17 protein-coding genes are annotated in these 20,621 nt (G+C 70.2%); 7 read left to right on the top strand and 10 right to left on the bottom strand.

Going from position 1 to position 20,621, the window contains the following annotated elements; genetic code table 11:
- The first annotated feature begins 62 nt into the window (after positions 1-62).
- Positions 63-1,274: a winged helix DNA-binding domain-containing protein gene (locus tag G127AT_RS07880; protein ID WP_210895760.1), complete on the top strand. Its 1,212-nt coding sequence runs from the start codon at positions 63-65 to the stop codon at positions 1,272-1,274.
- 141 nt (positions 1,275-1,415) lie between these two features.
- On the opposite strand, the gene dnaB is transcribed toward G127AT_RS07880, so the two are convergent.
- The 8 genes from dnaB to G127AT_RS07840 all read right to left on the bottom strand — a co-directional run bounded on the left by dnaB (position 1,416) and on the right by G127AT_RS07840 (position 8,719).
- Positions 1,416-2,777 (bottom strand): replicative DNA helicase, encoded by a 1,362-nt coding sequence (gene dnaB / locus G127AT_RS07875; RefSeq protein ID WP_210895758.1) that lies wholly within the window; start codon positions 2,775-2,777, stop codon positions 1,416-1,418.
- Positions 2,778-3,265: 488 nt separating this feature from the next.
- Entirely contained in the window at positions 3,266-3,718 is a 453-nt protein-coding gene (gene rplI, locus G127AT_RS07870) for a 50S ribosomal protein L9 (protein WP_210895756.1), read from the bottom strand.
- An 11-nt stretch (positions 3,719-3,729) separates the two neighbouring features.
- On the bottom strand, positions 3,730-3,984 hold the full coding sequence (gene rpsR / locus G127AT_RS07865; protein WP_189083988.1) for a 30S ribosomal protein S18: 255 nt from the start codon (positions 3,982-3,984) through the stop codon (positions 3,730-3,732).
- A gap of 54 nt (positions 3,985-4,038) precedes the next feature.
- Positions 4,039-4,551, bottom strand: a complete 513-nt coding sequence (locus G127AT_RS07860; protein WP_210895754.1) for a single-stranded DNA-binding protein — start codon at positions 4,549-4,551, stop codon at positions 4,039-4,041.
- A gap of 5 nt (positions 4,552-4,556) precedes the next feature.
- A complete protein-coding gene (rpsF, locus tag G127AT_RS07855; RefSeq protein ID WP_210895752.1) occupies positions 4,557-4,931 on the bottom strand; it encodes a 30S ribosomal protein S6 in 375 nt (124 codons plus the stop codon).
- A 267-nt stretch (positions 4,932-5,198) separates the two neighbouring features.
- Positions 5,199-5,405, bottom strand: coding sequence for a hypothetical protein (locus tag G127AT_RS07850; protein ID WP_210895750.1), 207 nt, complete (start codon positions 5,403-5,405; stop codon positions 5,199-5,201).
- A gap of 367 nt (positions 5,406-5,772) precedes the next feature.
- A complete protein-coding gene (locus tag G127AT_RS07845; protein ID WP_210895748.1) occupies positions 5,773-6,600 on the bottom strand; it encodes a hypothetical protein in 828 nt (275 codons plus the stop codon).
- Positions 6,601-7,279: 679 nt separating this feature from the next.
- A complete protein-coding gene (locus G127AT_RS07840; RefSeq protein WP_210895746.1) occupies positions 7,280-8,719 on the bottom strand; it encodes a CCA tRNA nucleotidyltransferase in 1,440 nt (479 codons plus the stop codon).
- A 143-nt stretch (positions 8,720-8,862) separates the two neighbouring features.
- Here G127AT_RS07840 and G127AT_RS07835 point away from each other — a divergent pair, with 143 nt between their 5' ends.
- The 6 genes from G127AT_RS07835 to G127AT_RS07810 all read left to right on the top strand — a co-directional run bounded on the left by G127AT_RS07835 (position 8,863) and on the right by G127AT_RS07810 (position 16,741).
- A complete protein-coding gene (locus G127AT_RS07835) occupies positions 8,863-11,229 on the top strand; it encodes a DUF6049 family protein (RefSeq protein ID WP_210895744.1) in 2,367 nt (788 codons plus the stop codon).
- Entirely contained in the window at positions 11,222-12,847 is a 1,626-nt protein-coding gene (gene murJ, locus G127AT_RS07830; protein WP_210895742.1) for a murein biosynthesis integral membrane protein MurJ, read from the top strand. Before G127AT_RS07835 ends, murJ begins: the two co-directional genes overlap by 8 nt.
- Before the next feature lie 88 nt (positions 12,848-12,935).
- A complete protein-coding gene (trxB, locus tag G127AT_RS07825) occupies positions 12,936-13,904 on the top strand; it encodes a thioredoxin-disulfide reductase (protein WP_210895740.1) in 969 nt (322 codons plus the stop codon).
- 56 nt (positions 13,905-13,960) lie between these two features.
- Complete coding sequence (trxA, locus tag G127AT_RS07820) at positions 13,961-14,284, top strand: thioredoxin (RefSeq protein WP_210895738.1); 324 nt, start codon at positions 13,961-13,963, stop codon at positions 14,282-14,284.
- Positions 14,285-14,435: 151 nt separating this feature from the next.
- The gene (locus G127AT_RS07815) at positions 14,436-15,758 is read left to right on the top strand and encodes an aminotransferase-like domain-containing protein (RefSeq protein WP_210895736.1); all 1,323 of its coding nucleotides are present in this window, start codon (positions 14,436-14,438) and stop codon (positions 15,756-15,758) included.
- Between the two features lie 14 nt (positions 15,759-15,772).
- The gene (locus tag G127AT_RS07810) at positions 15,773-16,741 is read left to right on the top strand and encodes a D-alanine--D-alanine ligase family protein (protein WP_210895734.1); all 969 of its coding nucleotides are present in this window, start codon (positions 15,773-15,775) and stop codon (positions 16,739-16,741) included.
- A gap of 57 nt (positions 16,742-16,798) precedes the next feature.
- On the opposite strand, the gene G127AT_RS07805 is transcribed toward G127AT_RS07810, so the two are convergent.
- Both G127AT_RS07805 and G127AT_RS16080 read right to left on the bottom strand, forming a co-directional pair.
- A complete protein-coding gene (locus tag G127AT_RS07805) occupies positions 16,799-17,794 on the bottom strand; it encodes a ParB/RepB/Spo0J family partition protein (RefSeq protein WP_210901643.1) in 996 nt (331 codons plus the stop codon).
- 3 nt (positions 17,795-17,797) lie between these two features.
- On the bottom strand, positions 17,798-18,667 hold the full coding sequence (locus tag G127AT_RS16080) for a ParA family protein (protein WP_280527619.1): 870 nt from the start codon (positions 18,665-18,667) through the stop codon (positions 17,798-17,800).
- Positions 18,668-20,621 lie beyond the last annotated feature (1,954 nt).

The raw sequence follows: 20,621 nt of genomic DNA, 5'->3' as shown, positions 1-20,621 counted from the left end.
CCATGCCGGCGGGGCCGGTGCGCCCGGGCGCTGCGCGCGGAATCGCCCGCTAGCCTGGGCCGATGGCCGCAGAGCGGGTGTCGCGCACCGAGGTCGTCGCCTATCGCCTCGGCGCTCACGGGCTCGCCTCGCGAGCGGGGCCCGACGACGGGGCGGTGGATGCCGCGCTGGTGGATGCCGCGGCGCGCTGCGGCATCCAGAACAGTCCGCCCGGTTCGGCCCTGCTCGCCCTCGCCGCCCGGGTGGGCGGCGTCACGGCGGCGGGGCTTGCGGCATCCATCGACGCGAAGACGCTGCTGCAGAGCTGGAGTCTGCGGGGCGCGCCGTTCCTGTTCCCGACCGCCGATGCCGCCGTGTTCACGACGGGCGTGCTGCCGCCGGGCGACATGGAGGTGCGGCACTTCCTGCCTGGGCTCGGCCCGGCCCTCGACGAGCTCGGCATGACCGCGATGGATGCCCTCGCCCGCTGCGACGCCGAGATCCGCCCCGCCCTGTCGGGCCGCCGCCTGCCCATCGGCCCCCTCGGCGCCGACATCGCCGCCCGCATCGCCGCCGGCCTGCCGCCGGCGCAGCGCCGCATCTGGTGGCAGGAGGGCCCGTACGCGGCCGGCCAGCCGCTCGGCGAGGCCGTCGTGCACTTCTGCCTTCGCATCCTCACCCTACGGGGTGTCGTCTGCCTCGCGCCGCGCGAGGGCAACACGGCGCCGTTCGTGCTCGTCGAGGAGTGGATCGGCCACCCCCTCGCGGCCGGCGACCCCGACCGGGCCCGCACGGAACTCCTTCGCCGCTACCTCCGCTGCTTCGGGCCGAGCACCCGCGCCGGCTTCGCCGCGTGGATCGGCCTGCATGCCGGCGACGTCGGGCCGTGGTGGGAACCGCTGGACGACGAACTCGCCGAAGTCCGCACCGACGCCGGCCGCGCGTGGATACCCGCCGCCGAACTGCCGGCGCTCCGGCAGGCGAGGATGCCCCGCGGCGTCCGCCTGCTGCCGCCCCGCGACCCCTACACGCAACTGCACGACCGCGGCACCGTGCTCGACCCCGGCCTGCACCGCCGGGTGTGGATGCCGGTGGGCGCCCCCGGCACCGTGCTCGCCGACGGCGAGCTCGCCGGCACCTGGCGCGCCCGCAAAACCGGCGCCCGCCTCACGGTCACCGTCACCCCGTTCGCCCCGCTGCCGGCCCGTCTCCGCCGGGAGCTCGACGAGGAGGTCGCGCGCATGGGGGCGCTGCGGGAGGCGGCATCCACCGAACTCGTCGTCGCCGAGGCGTGAACACGCGGCTGCCGGCACGGGAAGGACCCGCGAGGCGGGTGCCTCGCGGGTCCTGGGTAATCGGGTTGGTTCTCGTTGGGAGCGAGATCGGGGGGGATTGAACCGAGCGGGCCGCGGAGGGAGGATTGCGGCCCGCCCGGTTCAGCTCTGGACCATGTCGGCGAACCTCGAGAAATGGCCGTGGAAGGCCACCGTCACGGTGCGGGTGGGGCCGTTGCGGTGCTTGGCGACGATGAGGTCGGCCTCGCCCGCACGGGGGCTGTCGCGCTCGTAGGCGCTTTCACGGTGCAGGAGCACGACCATGTCGGCGTCCTGCTCGATCGAGCCCGACTCCCGGAGGTCGGAGAGGGCCGGCATCTTGTCGGCGCGCTGCTCGGGGCCGCGGTTCAGCTGCGAGAGGGCGATGACGGGCACCTGCAGCTCCTTGGCGAGCAGCTTCAGGGCACGTGAGAACTCCGAGACCTCCTGCTGGCGGCTCTCGACGCGGCGGCCGCTCGTCATGAGCTGCAGGTAGTCGATGACGACCATCTTCAGGCCGACGCGCTGCTTCAGCCGGCGGCACTTCGCGCGGATCTCGACGAGGGTCATGTTGGGGGAGTCGTCGATGTAGAGGGGCGCATCGTTGATGCGGCCGCGGACCTGGGCGATCGTCGTCCAGTCCCGCGAGTCGACGACGCCCTTGCGCATGCTCTGCAGCGGCACGGATGCTTCGGCCGAGAGCAGGCGCATCGCGATCTCGCTCTTGCCCATCTCGAGCGAGAAGAAGATCGTCGGCAGGTCGTTGTGGATGGCCGCGGCGCGCGCGAAGTCGAGGGCGAGCGTCGACTTGCCCATCGCGGGTCGGGCGGCGACGATGATCATCTGCCCCGGGTGCAGGCCGTTCGTGAGGTCGTCGAGCTCGGCGAAGCCGGTGGGCACCCCCGTGAACTTGCCGTCGGTGTGCTTGGCGGCTTCGATCTCGTCGATCGCGACGGTGACGGCCTCGGTGAGCGGAACGTAGTCCTCGCTCTCGGTCGACCCGGTCACCGAATAGATCTCGGCCTGGGCCGAGTTCACCAGCTCGGTGACCTCGCCCTCGCCCGAGTAGCCCATCTGCACGATGCGCGTGCCGGCCTCGACGAGGCGGCGCAGCAGCGCCCGCTCGGCGACGATCGTCGCATAGAACCCGGCGTTCGCCGCAGTCGGCACGAGGCTCGTGAGCGTGTGCAGGTATTCGATGCCGCCGGCGCGCTGCAGCTCGCCCGTCTTCGTGAGCTCGTCGGTGACGGCGATGACGTCCGTCGGCTCGCCATGCGAGTACAGCGAGAGGATCGCGTCGAAGACGACCTCGTGCTTGGGGACGTAGAAGTCGACGCCGCGCACCGTCTCGACGACGTCGGCGACGGCGTCCTTCGAGAGCATCATGCCTCCGAGCGCCGACTGCTCGGCGAGGAGGTCGTGCGGAGGGGTCCGCTCGGCCTGGCGGGGTTCGCCGGGCTCGGACACCAGGTGGGCGATCGACACTCGTTACCTCCATCTCAGCGACACGCTCTCGGGCATGCCATCGCCCGTCTCGGTCTCACTCCAGGTGTATCGGGAGCCACCGACACGGGCGGTACGCGGCCGGTCATCCACCCCCGGATCCGAGACCGCTTGCTCACCATAGGGAAGCCGCTCGACGGCGCACAAGCCGGCCTGTGGATAACGTTGTGGAGGAACTGCGCGAAACGCCGTGGAAGTTGTGCACACAGGGTGTGGATAACTGTGGAAAACCCGCGAATTACACGGATTGAATTCGGGACTCACCAGGCATTTCCACAATCCACAGTTGTGGGGGAAAACTTCTTGGAAAACTCCCTCGCCCTGCGGAGAACTCCTGTGCACAACTCAGGCCGAAAACCCGTGCCGCCTCTTGCGGCAGACGCCCGACAAGAGGAGAAAACCGCCCCTCGCGGGCGCACGAAAACGGCGGCCCGGGCACATGCCCGAGCCGCCGCCCGTGTCGCGCGGGATTACTTGGCCGCGATCACCTGAAGGGTGATCGTCGCCAGCACCTCGTCGCGGAGGCGAACCGTCGCCTCGTGCTCGCCGAGCGCCTTGATGGGCGTGGCGATCTCGATCTTGCGCTTGTCGACCTCGCCGAGGCCGGCCTCCTTGACGGCGGCCGCGACGTCGGCGGTCTTGACGGAGCCGAAGAGGCGCCCGCCCTGACCGGCCTTGACCGTGAGCTTGACCTTGGTCGACTCGAGCGAGGCCTTCAGGGCCTGCGCGTCCTCGAGGGAGTGCAGCTCGCGGGCGGCACGCGCCGCCTTGATCTGCTCGACCTGCTTCTCGCCGCCGCGGGTCCACGCCACGGCGTAGCCCTGCGGCACGAGGTAGTTGCGCGCGTAGCCGTTCTTGACCTCGACGACGTCGCCCGCAGCACCGAGGCCCGTGACCTCGTTCGTGAGAATAACCTTTGACATTGCCGTGCTCCTTAGCGGCCGGAGCCCGAGTAGGGCAGAAGCGCCATCTCACGCGCGTTCTTCACGGCGCGGGCGATGAGGCGCTGCTCCTGCACGGAGACACCGGTGATGCGACGGGCGCGGATCTTGCCGCGCTCCGAGATGAACTTCCGCAGGGTCGCGACGTCCTTGTAGTCGATGACGCCGACCTTGACGGACTTCGCCGGGGCGGCGTTCTTCGCGCCCTTGCGAGGCTTGCGGCGGTCGCCGCTGCTCTTTCCAGCCATAGTCTTTCCTGTCTGTGTCGCCGGGTGCGCTGGCACGCGCAGCCGCGGCAGGGATTAGAAGGGGGTTTCGTCCCCGTAATTGGTTCCGGGCGTGTTCCACACGTCGCCGCCGCCGCTCGACTGCGCCGGGGCGCTGGGCGACCACGGCTCGTCGTTCGACTGGCCGCCGCCGAAGTTGCCGCCGCCGACCGCACCGCGGTTCGACTGGGCCCGCGTCACGGACGCGGTGGCGTAGCGCAGGCTCGGGCCGATCTCGTCGACCTCGAGCTCGATGGCAGTGCGCTTCTCGCCTTCCTTCGTTTCGTAGGAACGCTGCTTGAGGCGCCCGGAAGCGATGACCCGGGTTCCCTTGGTGAGCGATCCCGCCACGTGCTCGGCGAAGTCACGCCAGCAGCTCGCGCGCAGGAACAGCGCTTCGCCGTCCTTCCACTCGTTCGCCTGACGATCGAACGTCCGGGGAGTGGATGCGATGGTGAAGTTGGCAACCGCGAGGCCCGACTGCGTGTAGCGCAGCTCGGGGTCCGCCGTCAGGTTGCCCACCACGGTGATGATGGTCTCGCCGGCCATGAGGACTAGGCGTCCTTCTTGGCCGCGGCGGAGGCGGCCTTCTTGGCGGCCTTCTCCTCCTGCGCCTTCTGGTGCTTGGCGACCTGGGCGATGGCCTCCTCGGCGCGGAGGACCTTCGTGCGCATGACCGCTTCGCTGAGGTTCAGCTGGCGGTCGAGCTCGTTGGTGGTCGCGGACTCGGCCGTGAAGTCGACGACGGCGTAGATGCCTTCCGACTTCTTGTCGATCTCGTAGGCCAGACGACGCTTTCCCCAGATGTCGACGTTGTCGACGGTGCCGCCATCATTGCGGATGACGTTGAGGAACTTGTCGAGGCTCGGAGCAACGGTGCGCTCGTCGATCGCGGGATCGAGGATGACCATCAGCTCGTACTGGTGCATGACAGACCCACCTCCTTCGGACTCGAACGGCTGCAGGATCTCTGCAGCAGGAGGGTGTACATGCGTCGCACCGCGGAGGCCGCGGGAACGCGGCGCACGGGCAACCTTCACAGTGTAACGGATGCCGCTGCGCGGCGCACCCCACGCGCTCCGGCATCCACTCGCCCCGGCGCCGCCGGCATCCACCCGCCCCACCATCCACCGCCGCGTCCGCCCCGCGCGCCCCGGCATCCGCGGCCCGCACCCCTCAGCGCTCCCTCCAATCCTTCAGGGGGTCGAATCCCGCCACGATCGCGCCGAAAACCCCTTCAAAATGGCGGGAAACGACCCCCGGAAGCGGCGAGCCCGCGCTGCGCCCTCTCGAACGCCGAGCACGCACACGACGAGAAGCGCGAGCGCCCCGGCGACCGAGAGCACCGGGATCGAGACGATCCAGAGCACGCTGCGCGCGAGCACGGTGAAGATGCGGTTCATGCGGGAACTCCTCGAGCAGGGGTCTCCGGCGCCGGCACGTGCGGCTTCGGGTCGCCGCCGCGGGCTCGTCGGAAGGTCGGGTGTCAGCGACACCAACCGGCCCGCTATCCCGCGCGGTAGACCACGAATCGGGGCGTCGCCCCGACCCCGTTTCGGGGGAGTTCCGCACCTGTTCCCGCACCATTGCCCGCACCGCTTCCCGCACCATCCGGGGCGGCAGCCCCCGGGCATCCACTCACCCTGCGGGGGTCATTTCCCGCCACGATCCCACGGAAAACGCGATGAACATGGCGGGAAATGACCCCGGGAAGAGGGAATGTGCGAGCAAGACGGAGAGCGAGGAGATGACGACAGGGGCGCGGCCGGATCACGCCGCGCGGCTCACGAGGGGAAGCCCTGCCGCACGCAGCGTCCCGAAGAGCCGTTCCGGGGCACGCGCCGTCTCCCATCCCCAACGGGCATCGCGCCGGCCGTACCCCAGTCGGATCCGATCCGCGCGCTGCTTCTCCGCCAGCAGCACCCGTTCGATCGTGCGACCGCCCCGCATCGCCTCGTCGAGGTACTTCGTCTCGCCGTCGAATTCTCCGAAGACCCCGTACTCCTCCCAATCGAAGTCCGCGCGATCCACGCCCAGCCCGTCGACCCGCACGAACTCCCGCTGCAACGTCGGAGCCGGAAACCCGAGTTGATGCATGCGGCCCCGGCTCAGCGACTCCCCGACGGACTCGGATGCCCCGTCCGCGAACCCGATCGCCACACGTGCGGCGGGCGATCCGCGTCGCCGCCCGTGTTCGTCGAGTCGCTGCAACAGGAATTCCTTGTCGGCGCCCGGAGCCTCGAGCCCTGCATCGCTCCGCACCGCGTCCGCGATCCCGGCATCCAACGCGACCACAGCGCTCAGAAACGGTCGCGTGCACGCGAGATCCACGAGCGTCTGCACGAGGCCGGTCACGAGGAACCCGTGGATTTCGACGACCTCGGTCGGATCGAACGGGGTGCGGCACCACCTGATCCCGCCGCGATTGTGCGGCAACGTGCCGACGGCGTCGGCGAGCTCGACTCGATCGGGGCGCGGTCCGAATCGCGGCAGGCCCCAGACGATCGCCGCCGATTCCCGGCTGAGCACGACGCGATCCCGGCGGGTCCCGACGACGGCGGAGATCTCGGCGAGTGCTCGGCGCCGGTCGTCCGCCACGGCCTCGGACCCTGGATCCACGAACGCTCCCGGCCGCATCCGTTCGAGCTCGCCCTGCTGCGCGAGCCGATGCAGCGTCCGCTGAGAAGCGTGCGGGGCGCCGGCACCTCGCGCGAAGAGCACGGGAGGCGGCGACGCGTGAGGGGAGGTCTGCGGTATGCCCATGCGTGCGATCGTGCCCGACCGCGGTGGATGCCGTGGGCCGATCGCAGAATCGGTGGACGGCCGCCTCCGCTGGCGCCCTTGTGGAGGAGGATTCCGGGTCCTGCTGAGGTTGCCTGCCGGAGGAGGCCAGCGGAGGAATGCTGGGCACCTTCCTCCCCTCTTCCTGGGGTCGTTTCGTGCCACGATCCCACGGACAACGCCATGAAGATGGCGGGAAACGACCCCCGGAAGATCTGTCGGGTGCACTGGAGCGGGAATAGCGATGCGCCAAGGGCGGGCCAGCGCCGGGCATCCACCCACGATGTACGAGAGCCTGCGGGCGCACCCATGCGGCGCACTATCCTCACCGCGCGACGCTCACCGTTCCGGGGGTCGTTTCCCGCCACAATCCCGCAGAAAACACGATGAAGATGGCGGGATACGACCCCGGGAAGAGATTTGCGGCTCGCACCAGCACCCCAGCGCGCGAGTAGAGCGCGCGCGATCCGCACCCTGGCGCAGCGCCGCCGCCCCGCTACCCCTCCGCGCCGTCGCGCCCCGCCCACCAGGCGAGGAGGCGCTCGCGCGCGGCGTCCTCGCCGATGACGCCCTCGTCGAGGCGCAGTTCGAGCAGGAAGCGGTACGCCTCGCCGACGGCCGGGCCGGGGCGGATGCCGAGGGCCTCCTGGATCTGCACGCCGTCGAGCTCGGGGCGCACGGCGGCGAGCTCCTCTTCTTCGGCGAGCACCGCGATCCGCTCCTCGAGGTCGTCGTAGGCGAAGCCGAGGCGGTCGGCCTTGCGGCGGTTGCGGGTCGTGACGTCGGCACGGGTGAGGATGTGCAGGCGTTCCAGCTGAGGCCCGGCGTCGCGCACGTAGCGGCGCACGGCCGAGTCGGTCCACTGCTGGTCGGAGTAGCCGAAGAAGCGCAGGTGGAGTTCGATGAGGCGGCCGACGGCGGCGATCGTGTCGTTGTCGTAGCGGAGGGCTCGCAGCCGCTTGCGGGCGAGCTTGGCACCGACGACGTCGTGGTGGTGGAAGGAGACGGCGCCGCCTGCCTCGAGGCGACGGGTGGCGGGTTTGCCGATGTCGTGCAGGATCGCGGCGAGGCGAACGATCAGGTCGGGGGATGCGAGCGTTCCACGTGAAACCTCGTAGTCGATCGCCTGCCGCAGCACGGTGAGGCTGTGCTCGTAGACGTCCTTGTGGTGGTGGTGCTCGTCGATCTCGAGGCGGAGGGCGGGGATCTCGGGCAGTACGCGGTCGGCGATGCCGCTGTCGACGAGCAGGCGGATGCCGGGGACGGGATCGGCGGTCAGCAGCAGTTTCGAGAATTCGTCGCGCACGCGCTCGGCCGAGATCCGCTCGATGGCGCCGGCGAGGTCGCCCATGGCGCGTTCGGTGGCCGGTTCGACGGCGAAGCCGAGCTGGGCGGCGAAGCGCGCGGCGCGCATCATGCGCAGCGGGTCGTCGCCGAAGGACTGCTCGGCGGCCGCCGGGGTGCGGAGGATGCCGGCGAGCAGGTCCTCGATGCCGCCGGAGGGGTCGACGAGGGTGCGTTCGGGCAGCCGGAGGGCGAGCGCGTTGACGGTGAAGTCGCGGCGCACGAGGTCGTCTTCGAGGGAGTCGCCGAACACGACCTCCGGCTTGCGGGATTCGCCGTCGTAGGCGTCGGAGCGGTAGGTGGTGATCTCGACCTGTTCGCCGGCGATCTTCGCACCGATGGTGCCGAACTTGCGCCCGACGTCCCAGTGCGCCTCGGAGATCGGCTTCACGATCCCGAGGATCTCGTCGGGGGTCGCGTCGCTCGTGAAGTCGAGGTCGTTGACGGCGCGGCCGAGGAACGCGTCGCGCACGGGCCCGCCGACGAGGGCGAGCTCGTGGCCTGCATCGGCGAACGCCGTCGCGAGGCGTGAGACGGCCGGCGACTCGGCCAGTTCGCCCAGCCGCTCGAGGGCTGCTGCGACACTCTGCATGCCCCAATCGTACGTGGGCGGATGCGCGGTGCGACGAGGCCTGTGGATGCGGCCCGGGCCGCGCGTGGCTGCCGGATGCCGGGCGCGGCGCGGGCCCGGCCGGCACGGCGGGTACCCTGCCGCGACGCCGTAGAATCCCCTTCATGGTGGCCGAGTCGATTCCCGCGCGCCGACTCCGCCGACTCCGCAGGCGTGCCCGGGTGTGGATGCCCGGGGTCGCCGTCGTCGCCGCGGCGCTGCTCGCGACGGCATCCGCCCCCGCAACGGCGATGACCGTCGGCCCCGACCGGCCCGACGAGGCCGCGGCGGCGGCCCTCACGGTCCCCGCGCACGCCGAACCGGGGGAGGTCGAGGACGCGGAGGCCCCGGCCGGCCGGGTGAGCCTCACGGTCGCCCCGGTCGACGAGGTCGTGCGCGCCGAGCCGGCCGCCCAGCCGTTGCTCGTTTCGGTCGAGCTCGCCAACGGCACCGGCGAGACGGTTCCGGCGGGCGTGCTGCGGGTGCTCCGCTCCGAGGCGATCGGCGATCCGTCCGGGCTGCAGGCGTGGCTCGGTGCGAGCGATCCGGTCTCGGGCACGGAGCTGGCCTCGGTCGAGACCCGCGATGTGCCGCCGGGGGATGTCTTCGTCACGAACGTGTCGGTGCCGCGCGATCTGCTGCCTTCCGGCGACGCGGCGACGGTGTACGGCCTCGCGGGCGAGCTCGTCGCGGGCGGCGAGATCGCGTCGACGGGGCGTGGATCGGCGACCGTGGCCGGGCGCGATGCCCCGGCCGGGCTCGGTCTCGCGATCGCCTACCCGCTGACGGTTCCGCCGTCGGGGGAGGGGCTCGTCGATGCGGAGGATCTCGAGACGTGGACGGGCCCGGAGGGGCTGCTCACCCGGCAGCTCGACGCCGTCGAGGGTCGCGGCGTCGCGATCGGGCTGGATCCGCGCATCCTGGCGTCGATTCGCGTGCTCGGCAGCGCGGCGCCCGAGAGCGCGGTCGCGTGGCTCGAGCGCCTGCAGGCGTCCCCGAACGAGGTCTTCCCGCTTTCCTATGCGGATGCCGATGTTGCGGTGCAGTCGCAGCTCGGCCTCGACGGGCTGCTCGCCGCCGACGAGTTCTCCGATGCGCTCGACCCGCAGCGCTTCGAGCCGGCCGAGCCAGGCGGCCCGGGGGAGACCGAGACGCCGCCCGCATCGCCGGAGCCGACGTCGACCGACACGGCACCGGCGAGCGGGGCGGGTGCGGCGGCGGGCGGGGCGGATGCGTCGAGCGAGCCGCCGGCGACGACGGAGCCCGTGGTGCCGCCGACCGCGGATCCGGACGCAGATCCGGTGCCGACGACACTGCCGACGAATGCCGAACTGCTCGCTTGGAACTACACGCGTACCGATCTGGCGTGGCCGGCCCCGCGCACCGTCGCCACCGGCGATCTGCAGTTCCTCGCGCGCCAGGGGCTGACGACCGCGATCCTCGACGCGGCGAACGTCGACGGACCCGATGCCTTCTCGAACGCGTCCGTCTCCATCGAGGGGACGACGGCGCTCGTCGCCGAGGGCAGCCTGTCGACTGCGCTCTCGGAGGCTGCGACGGCGTCGAGCGAGGCGGCGCTGCGCGGTGCCCGAGCGGATGCCGCGGCGTCGCTCACCCTTGCCGCCTCCGCCGGCGGCGGGCAGACGCTGCTCGCGGCCTTCGGGCGGGAGCTGCCGGTCGAGGCCGACCGCATCCCTGCCGTGCTCGACACGATCGAGGCGCTCGGTTTCGTGCGCTCGGCCGGGCTCTCCGAGGCCATCGGCGCCCCGCCGCAGGCTGCCGAGCTCGTCGATTCCCCCGAGTCCGACCAGCGGCGCAGCAACGTCGACCGCATGATGGTCGCCGAGCGCGAGGTCGACGAGTTCTCCAGCGTCGCCGAGACGCCTGCCGCCCTCACCGCTCCCGTGCGGCGCGACCTGCTCGCCGTGCTCGGCGCCGGCTGGGTGGGCAGCGCCCTCGACTGGGATGCGGCGGTCGGCGAGAACCTCTCGGCCGCTCACGAGATCACCGATGCCGTCTCGGTCGTGCCGAGCAGCGCGATCCTCGTGGTCTCGCGGGAGTCCGGGGTCCCGGTCTCGGTGCAGAACGAACTGCCGGTGCCGGCGACGGTGATCATCTCGGTCGAGCCCGAGAACGGCCGGCTCGTCGTCGAGGACGATCAGGAGCTCACGGTCGAGGCCGGTTCGCGCGCCCAGGTGCAGATCCCGGTCGCGGCCGGCGTCGGCAACGGCGAGGTGCAGCTCGCCGTCACCCTGACGTCGCCGACGGGCGTCGAGATCGGCGGCACCGAACGCATCGTGGCGAACGTGCAGGCCGACTGGGAGGGCATCGGCGCGATCGTGCTCGCCGTCGCGGTGGTCGCGTTCTTCGGCTTCGGCGTGTTCCGCATGATCCGGCGCCGGCGGCGGTCGGCAGCGGATGCCGACGGCTCGCCCGACGCCGAACCCGGCGCATCCGCCCCCGACCCCACGGAGGAACCCAGCCATGGCTGAGGACCGCATCGGCCGCGCAAGCCTGTTCCTGGCGTCGGGGACGATCGTCTCGCGCGTCCTCGGCTTCCTGAAGACGCTGCTGCTGGCCGCCGTGATCGGCGCGGCCGGCGCCGGCACGAACGCCTTCGCGGCCGCCAACCAGCTGCCGAACACGATCTACGTCGTCGTCGCCGGCGGCGTGCTGAGCGCCGTGCTCGTTCCGCTCATCGTGCGTTCGGCCGCGAACCCCGACGGCGGCGTCGCCTATCTGAACAAGATCGTCACGCTCGGCTTCGTGGTCCTCGGCGGAGCGGCGATCCTCGCGACGCTGCTCACGCCGCTGCTCACGATGCTCGTCGGCTCGCGGATGTCGCCCGGCGTCTTCGCGCTCGCGGTCGCGTTCGGGTACTGGTGCCTGCCGCAGATCTTCTTCTACGGCATGTACTCGCTGCTCGGCGAGGTGCTGAACGCCAAGCGCGTCTTCGGGCCCTTCACCTGGGTGCCGGTGCTGAACAACCTCGTCGCCCTCGCCGGCCTCGGGGCGTTCGCGCTCATCTTCGGTACCGACCCCGACGGCGATCGCTGGGCGGCCGGAGACTGGACGGGCGGCATGATCGCGCTGCTGGCCGGCAGCGCCACCCTCGGCGTCGCGGCGCAGGCGCTCATCCTGTTCTGGTTCTGGAAGCGCGCAGGCCTCAGCTACCGCCCCGATTTCCGGTGGCGGGGCGTCGGACTGCGCTCGACGGCGACGATGGCCGGCTGGACGTTCGGGATGCTGCTGCTCACCACGATCGCGGGCTTCGTCGAAACCTCCATCGCCGGTGTCTCTGCCGAGAACAGCACCGAAGCATCCATCTACGCCCTGCAGACCGCCTGGCTCATCTTCATGCTGCCCCACTCCGTCATCACCGTCTCGATCGCGACCGCCTACTTCACCCGCATGAGCGAGCACGCCGCGATCGGCGAACTCGACCGCGTGCGCGCCGACTTCTCGAGCGCCGTGCGCGGGGTCAGCGTCATCGTCATCCTCGCCGCCGCCGGCCTCATCGTCTGCGCGTACCCGTTCGCCCGCGTCTTCACCGGCGTGGAACCGCTCGTCTGGGCCACCGGCGACGTCATCATCGCCTACGTCGCCGGCCTCATCGGCTTCAGCATCCTCTTCATCGTCCAGCGCACCTTCTACTCGCTCGGCGACACCCGCACGCCCTTCTTCTTCACCCTCGCGCAGTCGGTGATCTTCATCGTCCTCGCCCTCGCGTGCATCGCCCTGCCGAGCTCCCTCGTCGCCGTCGGTATCGCCATCGCCACCACGGTCGCCGGCACCGTGCAGTTGATCATCGCCGTCGTGCTCCTCCGCCGCCGCCTCGGCGGGCTCGACGGTCGCCGCATCGTCGAGAGCATCGCCCGCTCGGTGGTCGCCCTGCTCATGCCGGTGCTCGCCGGCGTGTGGCTGCTCATCATGCTCGGCGGCACCGATGCCGACGGTTTCGCCCTCTCCAGCCGCGTCGGCGCCCTGATCACCATGGCCGTCATCGCCGTCGTCATGACGGTGCTGTACTTCGTGATCCTCTGGGTCACCCGTTCGCCCGAACTGCGCGGGTTCGCCGAACCGATCCTCGCCCGGCTCACCCGTCGCTGACCGGCCGACGGAATACCCGCCGCCTAGACTGTGTTCACCATGTCGTGGCGCCTTTCCACCGGCGGCACGCTGACGAAAAGGAGCCGCGTTGCGCGACATCATCATCATCGGTTCGGGCCCTGCCGGCCTCACGGCGGCGATCTACGCGGCCCGCGCCGAGCTGAAGCCGCTGCTCATCGCCAGCTCCGTCGAGGTCGGCGGCGAACTCGTCAACACCACCGAGGTGGAGAACTTCCCCGGCTTCCCCGAGGGCGTCATGGGCCCCGACCTCATGACGAAGATCCAGGCGCAGGCCGAACGCTTCGGCACCGAAGTCGTCTACGACGACGTCGTCTCGCTGGATCTCGAAGGCCCCGTCAAGCGCGTCACGCTCGGCGGCGGCGAGGTGCACGAGGCACGAGCCGTGATCTTCGCGACCGGATCCGCCTACCGCAAGCTCGGCCTCCCCGAAGAGGAGGTCCTCTCGGGCCACGGCCTGTCGTGGTGCGCGACCTGCGACGGCTTCTTCTTCCGTCAGAAGACGATCGCCGTCGTCGGCGGCGGCGACTCCGCGATGGAGGAGGCCACCTTCCTCACCCGCTTCGCCGACAAGGTCCACGTCATCCACCGCCGCGATGAGCTGAAGGCCTCCAAGATCATGCAGCAGCGCGCCTTCGACAACCCCAAGATCGAGTTCGTGTGGAACGCCGAGATCGCCGCGATCCACGGCACCTCGCAGGTCAGCGGCGTGACCCTGCGCGACACCGTCACCGGCGAAGAGCGAGGCCTCGACCTCGACGGTGTCTTCGTGGCCATCGGCAACGACCCCCGCACCCACCTCGTGCACGGCAAGCTCGACCTCACCGCCGAGGGCACGATCGCCGTCGAGGGGCGCAGCTCGAAGACCTCCGTGCCCGGTGTGTTCGCCGCCGGCGACGTGATCGACCCGCACTACCGGCAGGCCGTGACCGCCGCAGCCTCGGGCACCGTCGCCGCGCTCGACGCCGAGGCCTACCTGGCCGACCTCGACGACGCATCCACCGCTGCGCAACCCGCCCTGGCGACCGTCTCCGACTGATCCACGGCCCGTCCACGAACCTCGCCGGCCCGCCCGGCGCACGAGAAGGAGAAACCATGACTGCACGCGCAGTGACCGAGGCCACCTTCGAGCAGGAAGTCCTGAAGAACGACCGGGCCGTGCTCGTCGACTTCTGGGCCGAATGGTGCGGCCCGTGCCGCGCCGTGAGCCCGATCCTCGACCAGATCGCGACCGAGCACGCCGACAAGCTCGACATCGTCAAGCTCAACGTCGACGAGAACCCGCAGCTCGCGATGAAGTACCAGATCACCGCGATCCCCGCGATGAAGGTCTTCAAGGACGGCGAGGTCGTGCAGACCGTCATCGGCGCCAAGCCGAAGCCCGCCCTCGAGGCCGACCTCGCCGCCTACATCTCGTAGTCGGCGGTCTTCGCATCAGACCCGTCCGGCACACGCCGGGCGGGTCTTTTCGATTCCCGGGTGGATGCCCCGGCGCACCCCGGCCGGGGGCCGCGCATTCCGCACCCATCTCCGAGAACTACGATGAATACCCTGAGCAGAAGGAAGCAATGTGACCACTGACGGCGTCCCCGAGCGGACCGGCAACAACCTCGACCCCTGGTATGCGAACTACGCAGAGCGAGCTTCCGGGCTCTCCGCATCCGAGGTTCGAGCTCTGTTCGCCGTCGCGTCGCGGCCCGAAGTGGTCTCGCTCGCCGGCGGCATGCCGTTCGTCTCCGCGCTGCCGCAGGAGCTCATCGTCTCCTCGATGGAGAAGGTCATGCGCGAGCAGGGCCCGACGGCCCTCCAGTACGGATCGGGCCAGGGCATCCCGGAACTGCGGGAGCAGATCCTCGACGTCATGGCCCTCGAAGGCATCCACGGCTCCGTCGACAACGTCGTGACCTCGACGGGTTCGCAGCAGGCGCTCGACCTCGTGACGAAGCTCTTCATCGACCCGGGCGACGTCATCCTCGCCGAGGCGCCGAGCTACGTCGGCGCGATCGGCGTGTTCCGTTCGTACCAAGCGAACGTCGTGCACGTCGCGATGGACGATCAGGGCCTCATCCCCGAAGCGCTGCGGCAGACGATCGCGCACCTGCGCGGGCAGGGCCGGCGCATCAAGTTCCTGTACACGATCCCGAACTTCCACAACCCGGCCGGCGTGACCCTCGCGGCCGAGCGGCGGCCCGAGATCATCGAGATCTGCCGGCAGAACGAGATCCTCATCCTCGAGGACAACCCGTACGGGCTGCTGCACTTCGACGAGCCGGCTCCGGATGCCCTGCGCGCCCTCGACCCGGAGGGCGTCGTCTATCTGGGCTCGTTCTCGAAGACGCTCGCGCCCGGCTTCCGGGTCGGCTGGGCCCTCGCCCCGCACGCGGTGCGCGAGAAGCTCATCCTCGCCGCCGAGTCGGCGATCCTCTCGCCTTCATCGTTCAGCCAGATGGTGGTGTCCGAGTACCTCGCGACCGCCGACTGGCGCGAGCAGATCGACCGCTTCCGCGGCGTCTATCGCGAGCGGAAGGACGTCATGGTCGAGGCGCTCGGCGAGCACCTGCCGCAGCTGAGCTGGACGAACCCGAACGGCGGGTTCTACGTCTGGGTCACGATGCCCGAGATGCTGGACTCGAAGCAGATGCTGCCGCGCGCGGTCAAGGAACTCGTCGCGTACACCCCGGGCACGGCGTTCTTCGCCGACGGGCGCGGTCGCCACGCGATGCGTCTGTCGTTCTGCTACCCGACGACCGATCAGATCCGGGTCGGCATCCGCCGCCTCGCGACCGTCGTCAACGGCGAGCTCGACCTGCTCGACACCTTCGCGGGCACCGGCCCGCTGTCGCTGCCGCCGAGCCCCGACTTCGACTCCGCCCCGCCGTCCGACCTCAAGTAGGGAGCCCCCGATCCATGAACGACTCGAGCGCATTGAACGTCATCGTCCTCGCGGGCGGGATCTCCCATGAACGCGATGTCTCGCTCCGCTCGGGGCGGCGGGTGGCGGATGCCCTGACCGCGGCCGGGCATCACGTGACGATGCGGGATCCGGATGCCGGACTGCTGCCGTATCTCGCGGAGTTCAAGCCCGATGTGGTATTCCCTGCACTGCATGGATCGAGCGGCGAGGACGGTTCGCTCTTCGATCTGCTTGCCGCGCTCGGCATATCCTTCGTCGGCTCGACGGGAGCAGCGGCGCGCGAGGCGTGGTGGAAGCCGGGGGCGAGCTCCATCGTCGCCCGTTCCGGGATCGTCGTGCCGGAGTCGGTCGTGCTCTCCCACGAGTCGTTCCGTGAGCTCGGGGCGCCGAGCGTGCTCCGCGTCGTCCGTCGCGGGCTCGAGGGCGACCTGGTCGTGAAGCCCGGTTCCGGCGGTTCGGCGCAGGGCGTCAGCATCGTCGCCGATCCGCAGGAACTGCCCCGCTCGATGGTCGAGGCCTTCGTCTACGACGACACCGCGATCGTCGAGCGACGCATCTTCGGCACCGAGGTCGCGGTCACCGTGGTCGACACGGGCGACGGCCCGGTGGCGCTCCCGGCGGTGGAGATCGTGCCGGTGGACGGGGTCTACAGTTTCCAGGCCCGGTACACGGCGGGGGAGACGACGTTCTACGCGCCGTCGCGGCTGCCCGCCGAGCAGGCGGATGCCGTGGCGCGCGCCGCGGTGACCGCGCACGATGCGCTCGGCCTCCGCGATCTGTCCCGCATCGACTTCATCGTCGACGAGTCCGGCACCCCGTGGTTCCTCGAGGCGAATGTCATCCCGGGGCTCACCGAGACCTCGCTCGTGCCGCTCGCGATCGAGGCTGCCGGTCGCACGCAGGCCGAGGTGTACGACGGTCTCGTCCGCGCGGCGGCCGCTCGCGGCGGAGCAGCGGCGTAAGGTCGACCACGCAGAAGCGGCGGTGCGCATCGCGCACCGCCGCTTCTTGTCTCCGGCTCAAATGCCGGTGAGGTCCTCGCCGAGTTCCTCAAGGATGCGGCGGAGATCCTGCACGCTCGCGAAATCGATGTTGATCTGGCCTTTTCGTGCGCCAAGCGTGACCTTGACGCGAGTGTTCAGGCGGTCACCGAGGCGAGAGGAGACTTCGTCGAGGAACTCCTGCCGGCGGCCCGCAGCCGGGTTGTTGCTGCGCTTCGCGGACTTCGGCTCCGCTGTCGCGGCGGCTTCGGCCGCGCGTACTGAGAGGTCTTCGTTCACGATCTTGTCGGCCAGGCGCTGCATGGCTTCGGTGTCGCCGACCGAGAGGATCGCGCGAGCGTGTCCGGCGCTCAGCACGCCGGCCGCGACGCGCACCTGAACCGGTTCGGGCAGTTTCAGCAGGCGGAGGGTGTTCGAGATCTGCGGGCGGGAGCGTCCGATGCGATCGGCGAGGGCTTCCTGCGTGATGCCGAAGTCCTCGAGCAGCTGCTGATAGGCCGATGCCTCTTCGAGCGGGTTCAGCTCGGATCGGTGGAGGTTCTCGAGGAGCGCATCGCGCAGCATGTCCTCGTCGGCGGTGTCCTTGATGACCGCGGGGATCGTCTCACGGCCGGCGGCCTTCGAGGCGCGCAGGCGCCGCTCGCCCATGATGAGCTCGTACTGCTCCGGCAGGTCCGGGTGCGGGCGGACGACGATCGGCTGCAGCACGCCGAACTCGCGCACGCTGTGGACGAGCTCGGCGAGGTCGTCCTCGTCGAACACGGTGCGCGGCTGCTTGGCGTTCGGCACGATCGAGTGGGGGTCGAGCTGTGCGAGCCGGGCGCCCGGGACTGCGATGAGCTCCTCTGCGGGGGCGTCCGGTTCGCTCGGCGGAGCGGCGATGGCGGTCGCGGTCGCGGTGGCGGCTTCGGCGCCGGGGAAGAACACGTCGACGGGCCGGGCACCCTTGGATTCGTCCGTGGTGGGGATGAGGGCGCCGATGCCGCGGCCGAGCCCTGTTCGCTTGGTTGCCATGGATTACCGTTCCTTGCTGACTGGTGCACCGCGGTGCGCGAGCTCCGCGGCGGCTTCTCGGTAGGAGAGGGATCCGCTCGACGAGTAGTCGTAGCTGATGACGCTCTGGCCGTAGCTCGGTGCCTCGGAGACGCGCACCGAGCGGGGGATGATCGTCTCGAGGGTCTGCGTCGGGAAGTGGTCGCGGACCTCCTGCGCCACCTGCTGCGCCAGATTGGTGCGGGAGTCGAACATCGTGAGCAGGATGGTCGAGATCGTCAGCTCGCTGTTCAGGTGCTGCTGGATCAGCTCGATGTTGCTGAGCAGCTGCGACAGGCCCTCGAGGGCGTAGTACTCGCACTGGATCGGGATGAGCACCTCACGTGCGGCGACGAATGCGTTGATCGTCAGCAGTCCGAGCGACGGCGGGCAGTCGATGATCACGTAGTGGTACGGGTCCTCCATCTCGCCGAGGTAGCGGTCGAGGGCTCGCCGTAACCGCTGCTCGCGCGCGACGAGGGAGACGAGTTCGATCTCGGCGCCGGCGAGGTGGATATTCGCCGGCACGCAGTCGAGTCGTTCATGCTCGGTCGACGGACGGATCACCTCTCCGATCGTCGCCTCGCCGACCAGGACGTTGTAGACGCTGAGCTCTTCTGCGGGGTGCTCGACACCGAGAGCGGTGGAGGCGTTGCCCTGCGGGTCGAGATCGATGACGAGGACACGCGCACCGCCGCGCGCGAGAGCGGCGGCGAGGTTGACGGTGCTCGTGGTCTTACCGACTCCGCCCTTCTGGTTCGACACCGTCAGGATGCGGGTGGACGAGGGGAGCGGGAGCTTCTTGGAGTCGAGGGCCGCGCGACGGCGCGTCTCATTCGCAACTTGATCAGCCAGGGGGGTTCCTCCGAGTGCGGGAGATGTTTCACGTGAAACATCGGAAGGCGCGTCACTCGCGGGGGCCTGCTCGGATGCCGCTTCGGGCGCCTCTTCAGCATAGTTCGGTGCGGTCGCCGCGACCGACGCGGCGTCCACCGCACGCTCGGCGGCCGCGTGGATGGATGCCGGGGCACTCCCGGCCTCGCGGGCCCCGCCGTCGCTCTCGTCCGCAGCCGAGGTGCCGGCATTCTCGTCTTCCGTCGACGATGTCTCCTCGGCGTCCGCTGCGTCGTCGTTCGACTCCTCGTCGTACGCCCGCGCACTCTCGTCGCCGGAGTCCGCTTCGTGCTCGCTCGTCGCTTGCTCGGCCGCGGGCAAAGCGTCCGCCGCTGCGTCCCCCGGTTGCTCGGCCCCGTCCGTCCCTGGGCGCCATTGGGCCAGCGGATCGAAACCGGAGGGGAAGTCCTCGGTGAGTGCGGCGGCGGTCACCGCATCCCAGTCGATACGCTCGGGCGCACCGTTCTGCGCAGACGCACCCGTCTCGCGCGCTTCGGTGTCCATCGCATCGTCCTCGGACTCCGCGGCTGCGCCGGCGGGCGCGTCCGCGGCTGCTTCGCTCCGCTCGGATCCGGCGTGCTCAGGCTCAGCTTCGGGAGCTTCGGATCCCGTGTCGGCCTGCTCGTTCTCCCGCGCCTGCTCGTTCTCCGCTGGTGCACCTTCGACCGCTGCGTCGACATCGGCCCTGGGTTCCGCCGGTGCCGGTTCGCCCGTTGCGGATGGCGTCACCGTATCCGCTGCGGCGGGGGAGTCGTTCGCCTCGGCCGCCGGCTCATCGGCGACGACATGCTCCGCGGCCTCGACGTCATCCTTCTCGAGTGTTGCGACGGCGATCGCGCCGGACGTGCCGCTCGTTTCATCTCCATCGCCGAGCCGCGCCGCACCGGCGGCAGTCTCGTGCGCGGGAGGATTCGTCAGCTCGACGTCCCGCTCCGCCTGGGGGTGCTCGTCCGGGGCTGCCTCGAGCGGCACTCCACGCTTTCGAGCTTCCTTCTCTGCACGTCGGGCTTCCGCACGTTCACGTCGACGCTGAAACCAGCCAGCCATTCGCCATCCCGTCGTTCGCGCCCTCCCGATCGGGTTGTGCCGGGAGTCCATGGCGGTCCCACCCTAACCCTCGCTCTCCCGCGCGGATAGGCGGAACACCGGGTGTCACGGTATTGCCGGTCCGACGATCGACACGCCGATGTTTCACGTGAAACATCGCTTCGCTCGGCACGTCACGCGGGACTCGTTGCCTGCGATACGGAGAGCTCACGCCGGTATGACCAAGGTCTCCGAGCAAGAACATCTGTGCTGATGCCCGCGGAGTCCCGACAACACCGTGGACGCCCCAGAGTCAGCGCATGGGCAACTAGGGCGTGTTGCCGGAACTCCGCACGCACTGCGGCGCACGACTGGCGGCCGCTTGCCGCGTTGTCGTCGTCGGCCTCACCTCCAGTGAGGCCCTCCTCCTCCGCCTTGCATCCGGTCACCCTCGCACATCCTCGCCGCGCACGGAGTTCCGCAACACTCCCTGCGGCCCGCGGCGTCGGTCACGGCGGGGGGTTCACGTCCCGGTTTGCCGGCAGCTGTGCGTGCCGAACCACGTCCGCGGCGAACATGCGGGCGTTCGAGATATGGAGAAGCCGCTCTCCGCGCATGCGCACTCGCTCAAACCCTCACATCCTGTCAGCGGCCGACCTCGAACAGAGCACGCTCCTTCTCCCTGCACCCCCAGAGTGGTCGGCCGATGGTGCCGTATCCGCACGCCCTGTGGCAGCCACGTAGCCACCACTGCGGGACCGGCATCGGTGTTTCACGTGAAACACCGATGCCGGGGATACCTGTCCGCTGCACGCCAGCAGGATGCCCGGGACGCTGCCGCCGACGTGAAACCGCCTCGCTTGCGCATCCCGACCCATGAAGGCAGGAC

The organism is Agromyces archimandritae (assembly GCF_018024495.1).
Lineage (GTDB): Bacteria > Actinomycetota > Actinomycetes > Actinomycetales > Microbacteriaceae > Agromyces > Agromyces archimandritae.
The sequence above is the reverse complement of the archived record's forward strand: the minus strand, read 5'-3'. Positions and strand labels throughout refer to the sequence as shown.

Excerpts from the sequence above, each read along its gene's own strand:
- G127AT_RS07860 (WP_210895754.1), bottom strand. The coding sequence starts at position 4,551 with ATGGCCGGCGAGACCATCATCACCGTGGTGGGCAACCTGACGGCGGAC.
- G127AT_RS07805 (WP_210901643.1), bottom strand. The coding sequence starts at position 17,794 with ATGGCAACCAAGCGAACAGGGCTCGGCCGCGGCATCGGCGCCCTCATC.
- rplI (WP_210895756.1), bottom strand. The coding sequence starts at position 3,718 with ATGTCAAAGGTTATTCTCACGAACGAGGTCACGGGCCTCGGTGCTGCG.
- G127AT_RS07810 (WP_210895734.1), top strand. The coding sequence starts at position 15,773 with ATGAACGACTCGAGCGCATTGAACGTCATCGTCCTCGCGGGCGGGATC.
- rpsF (WP_210895752.1), bottom strand. The coding sequence starts at position 4,931 with ATGCACCAGTACGAGCTGATGGTCATCCTCGATCCCGCGATCGACGAG.
- G127AT_RS07880 (WP_210895760.1), top strand. The coding sequence starts at position 63 with ATGGCCGCAGAGCGGGTGTCGCGCACCGAGGTCGTCGCCTATCGCCTC.
- G127AT_RS07835 (WP_210895744.1), top strand. The coding sequence starts at position 8,863 with ATGGTGGCCGAGTCGATTCCCGCGCGCCGACTCCGCCGACTCCGCAGG.
- murJ (WP_210895742.1), top strand. The coding sequence starts at position 11,222 with ATGGCTGAGGACCGCATCGGCCGCGCAAGCCTGTTCCTGGCGTCGGGG.
- rpsR (WP_189083988.1), bottom strand. The coding sequence starts at position 3,984 with ATGGCTGGAAAGAGCAGCGGCGACCGCCGCAAGCCTCGCAAGGGCGCG.
- trxA (WP_210895738.1), top strand. The coding sequence starts at position 13,961 with ATGACTGCACGCGCAGTGACCGAGGCCACCTTCGAGCAGGAAGTCCTG.
- G127AT_RS07840 (WP_210895746.1), bottom strand. The coding sequence starts at position 8,719 with ATGCAGAGTGTCGCAGCAGCCCTCGAGCGGCTGGGCGAACTGGCCGAG.
- G127AT_RS07850 (WP_210895750.1), bottom strand. The coding sequence starts at position 5,405 with ATGAACCGCATCTTCACCGTGCTCGCGCGCAGCGTGCTCTGGATCGTC.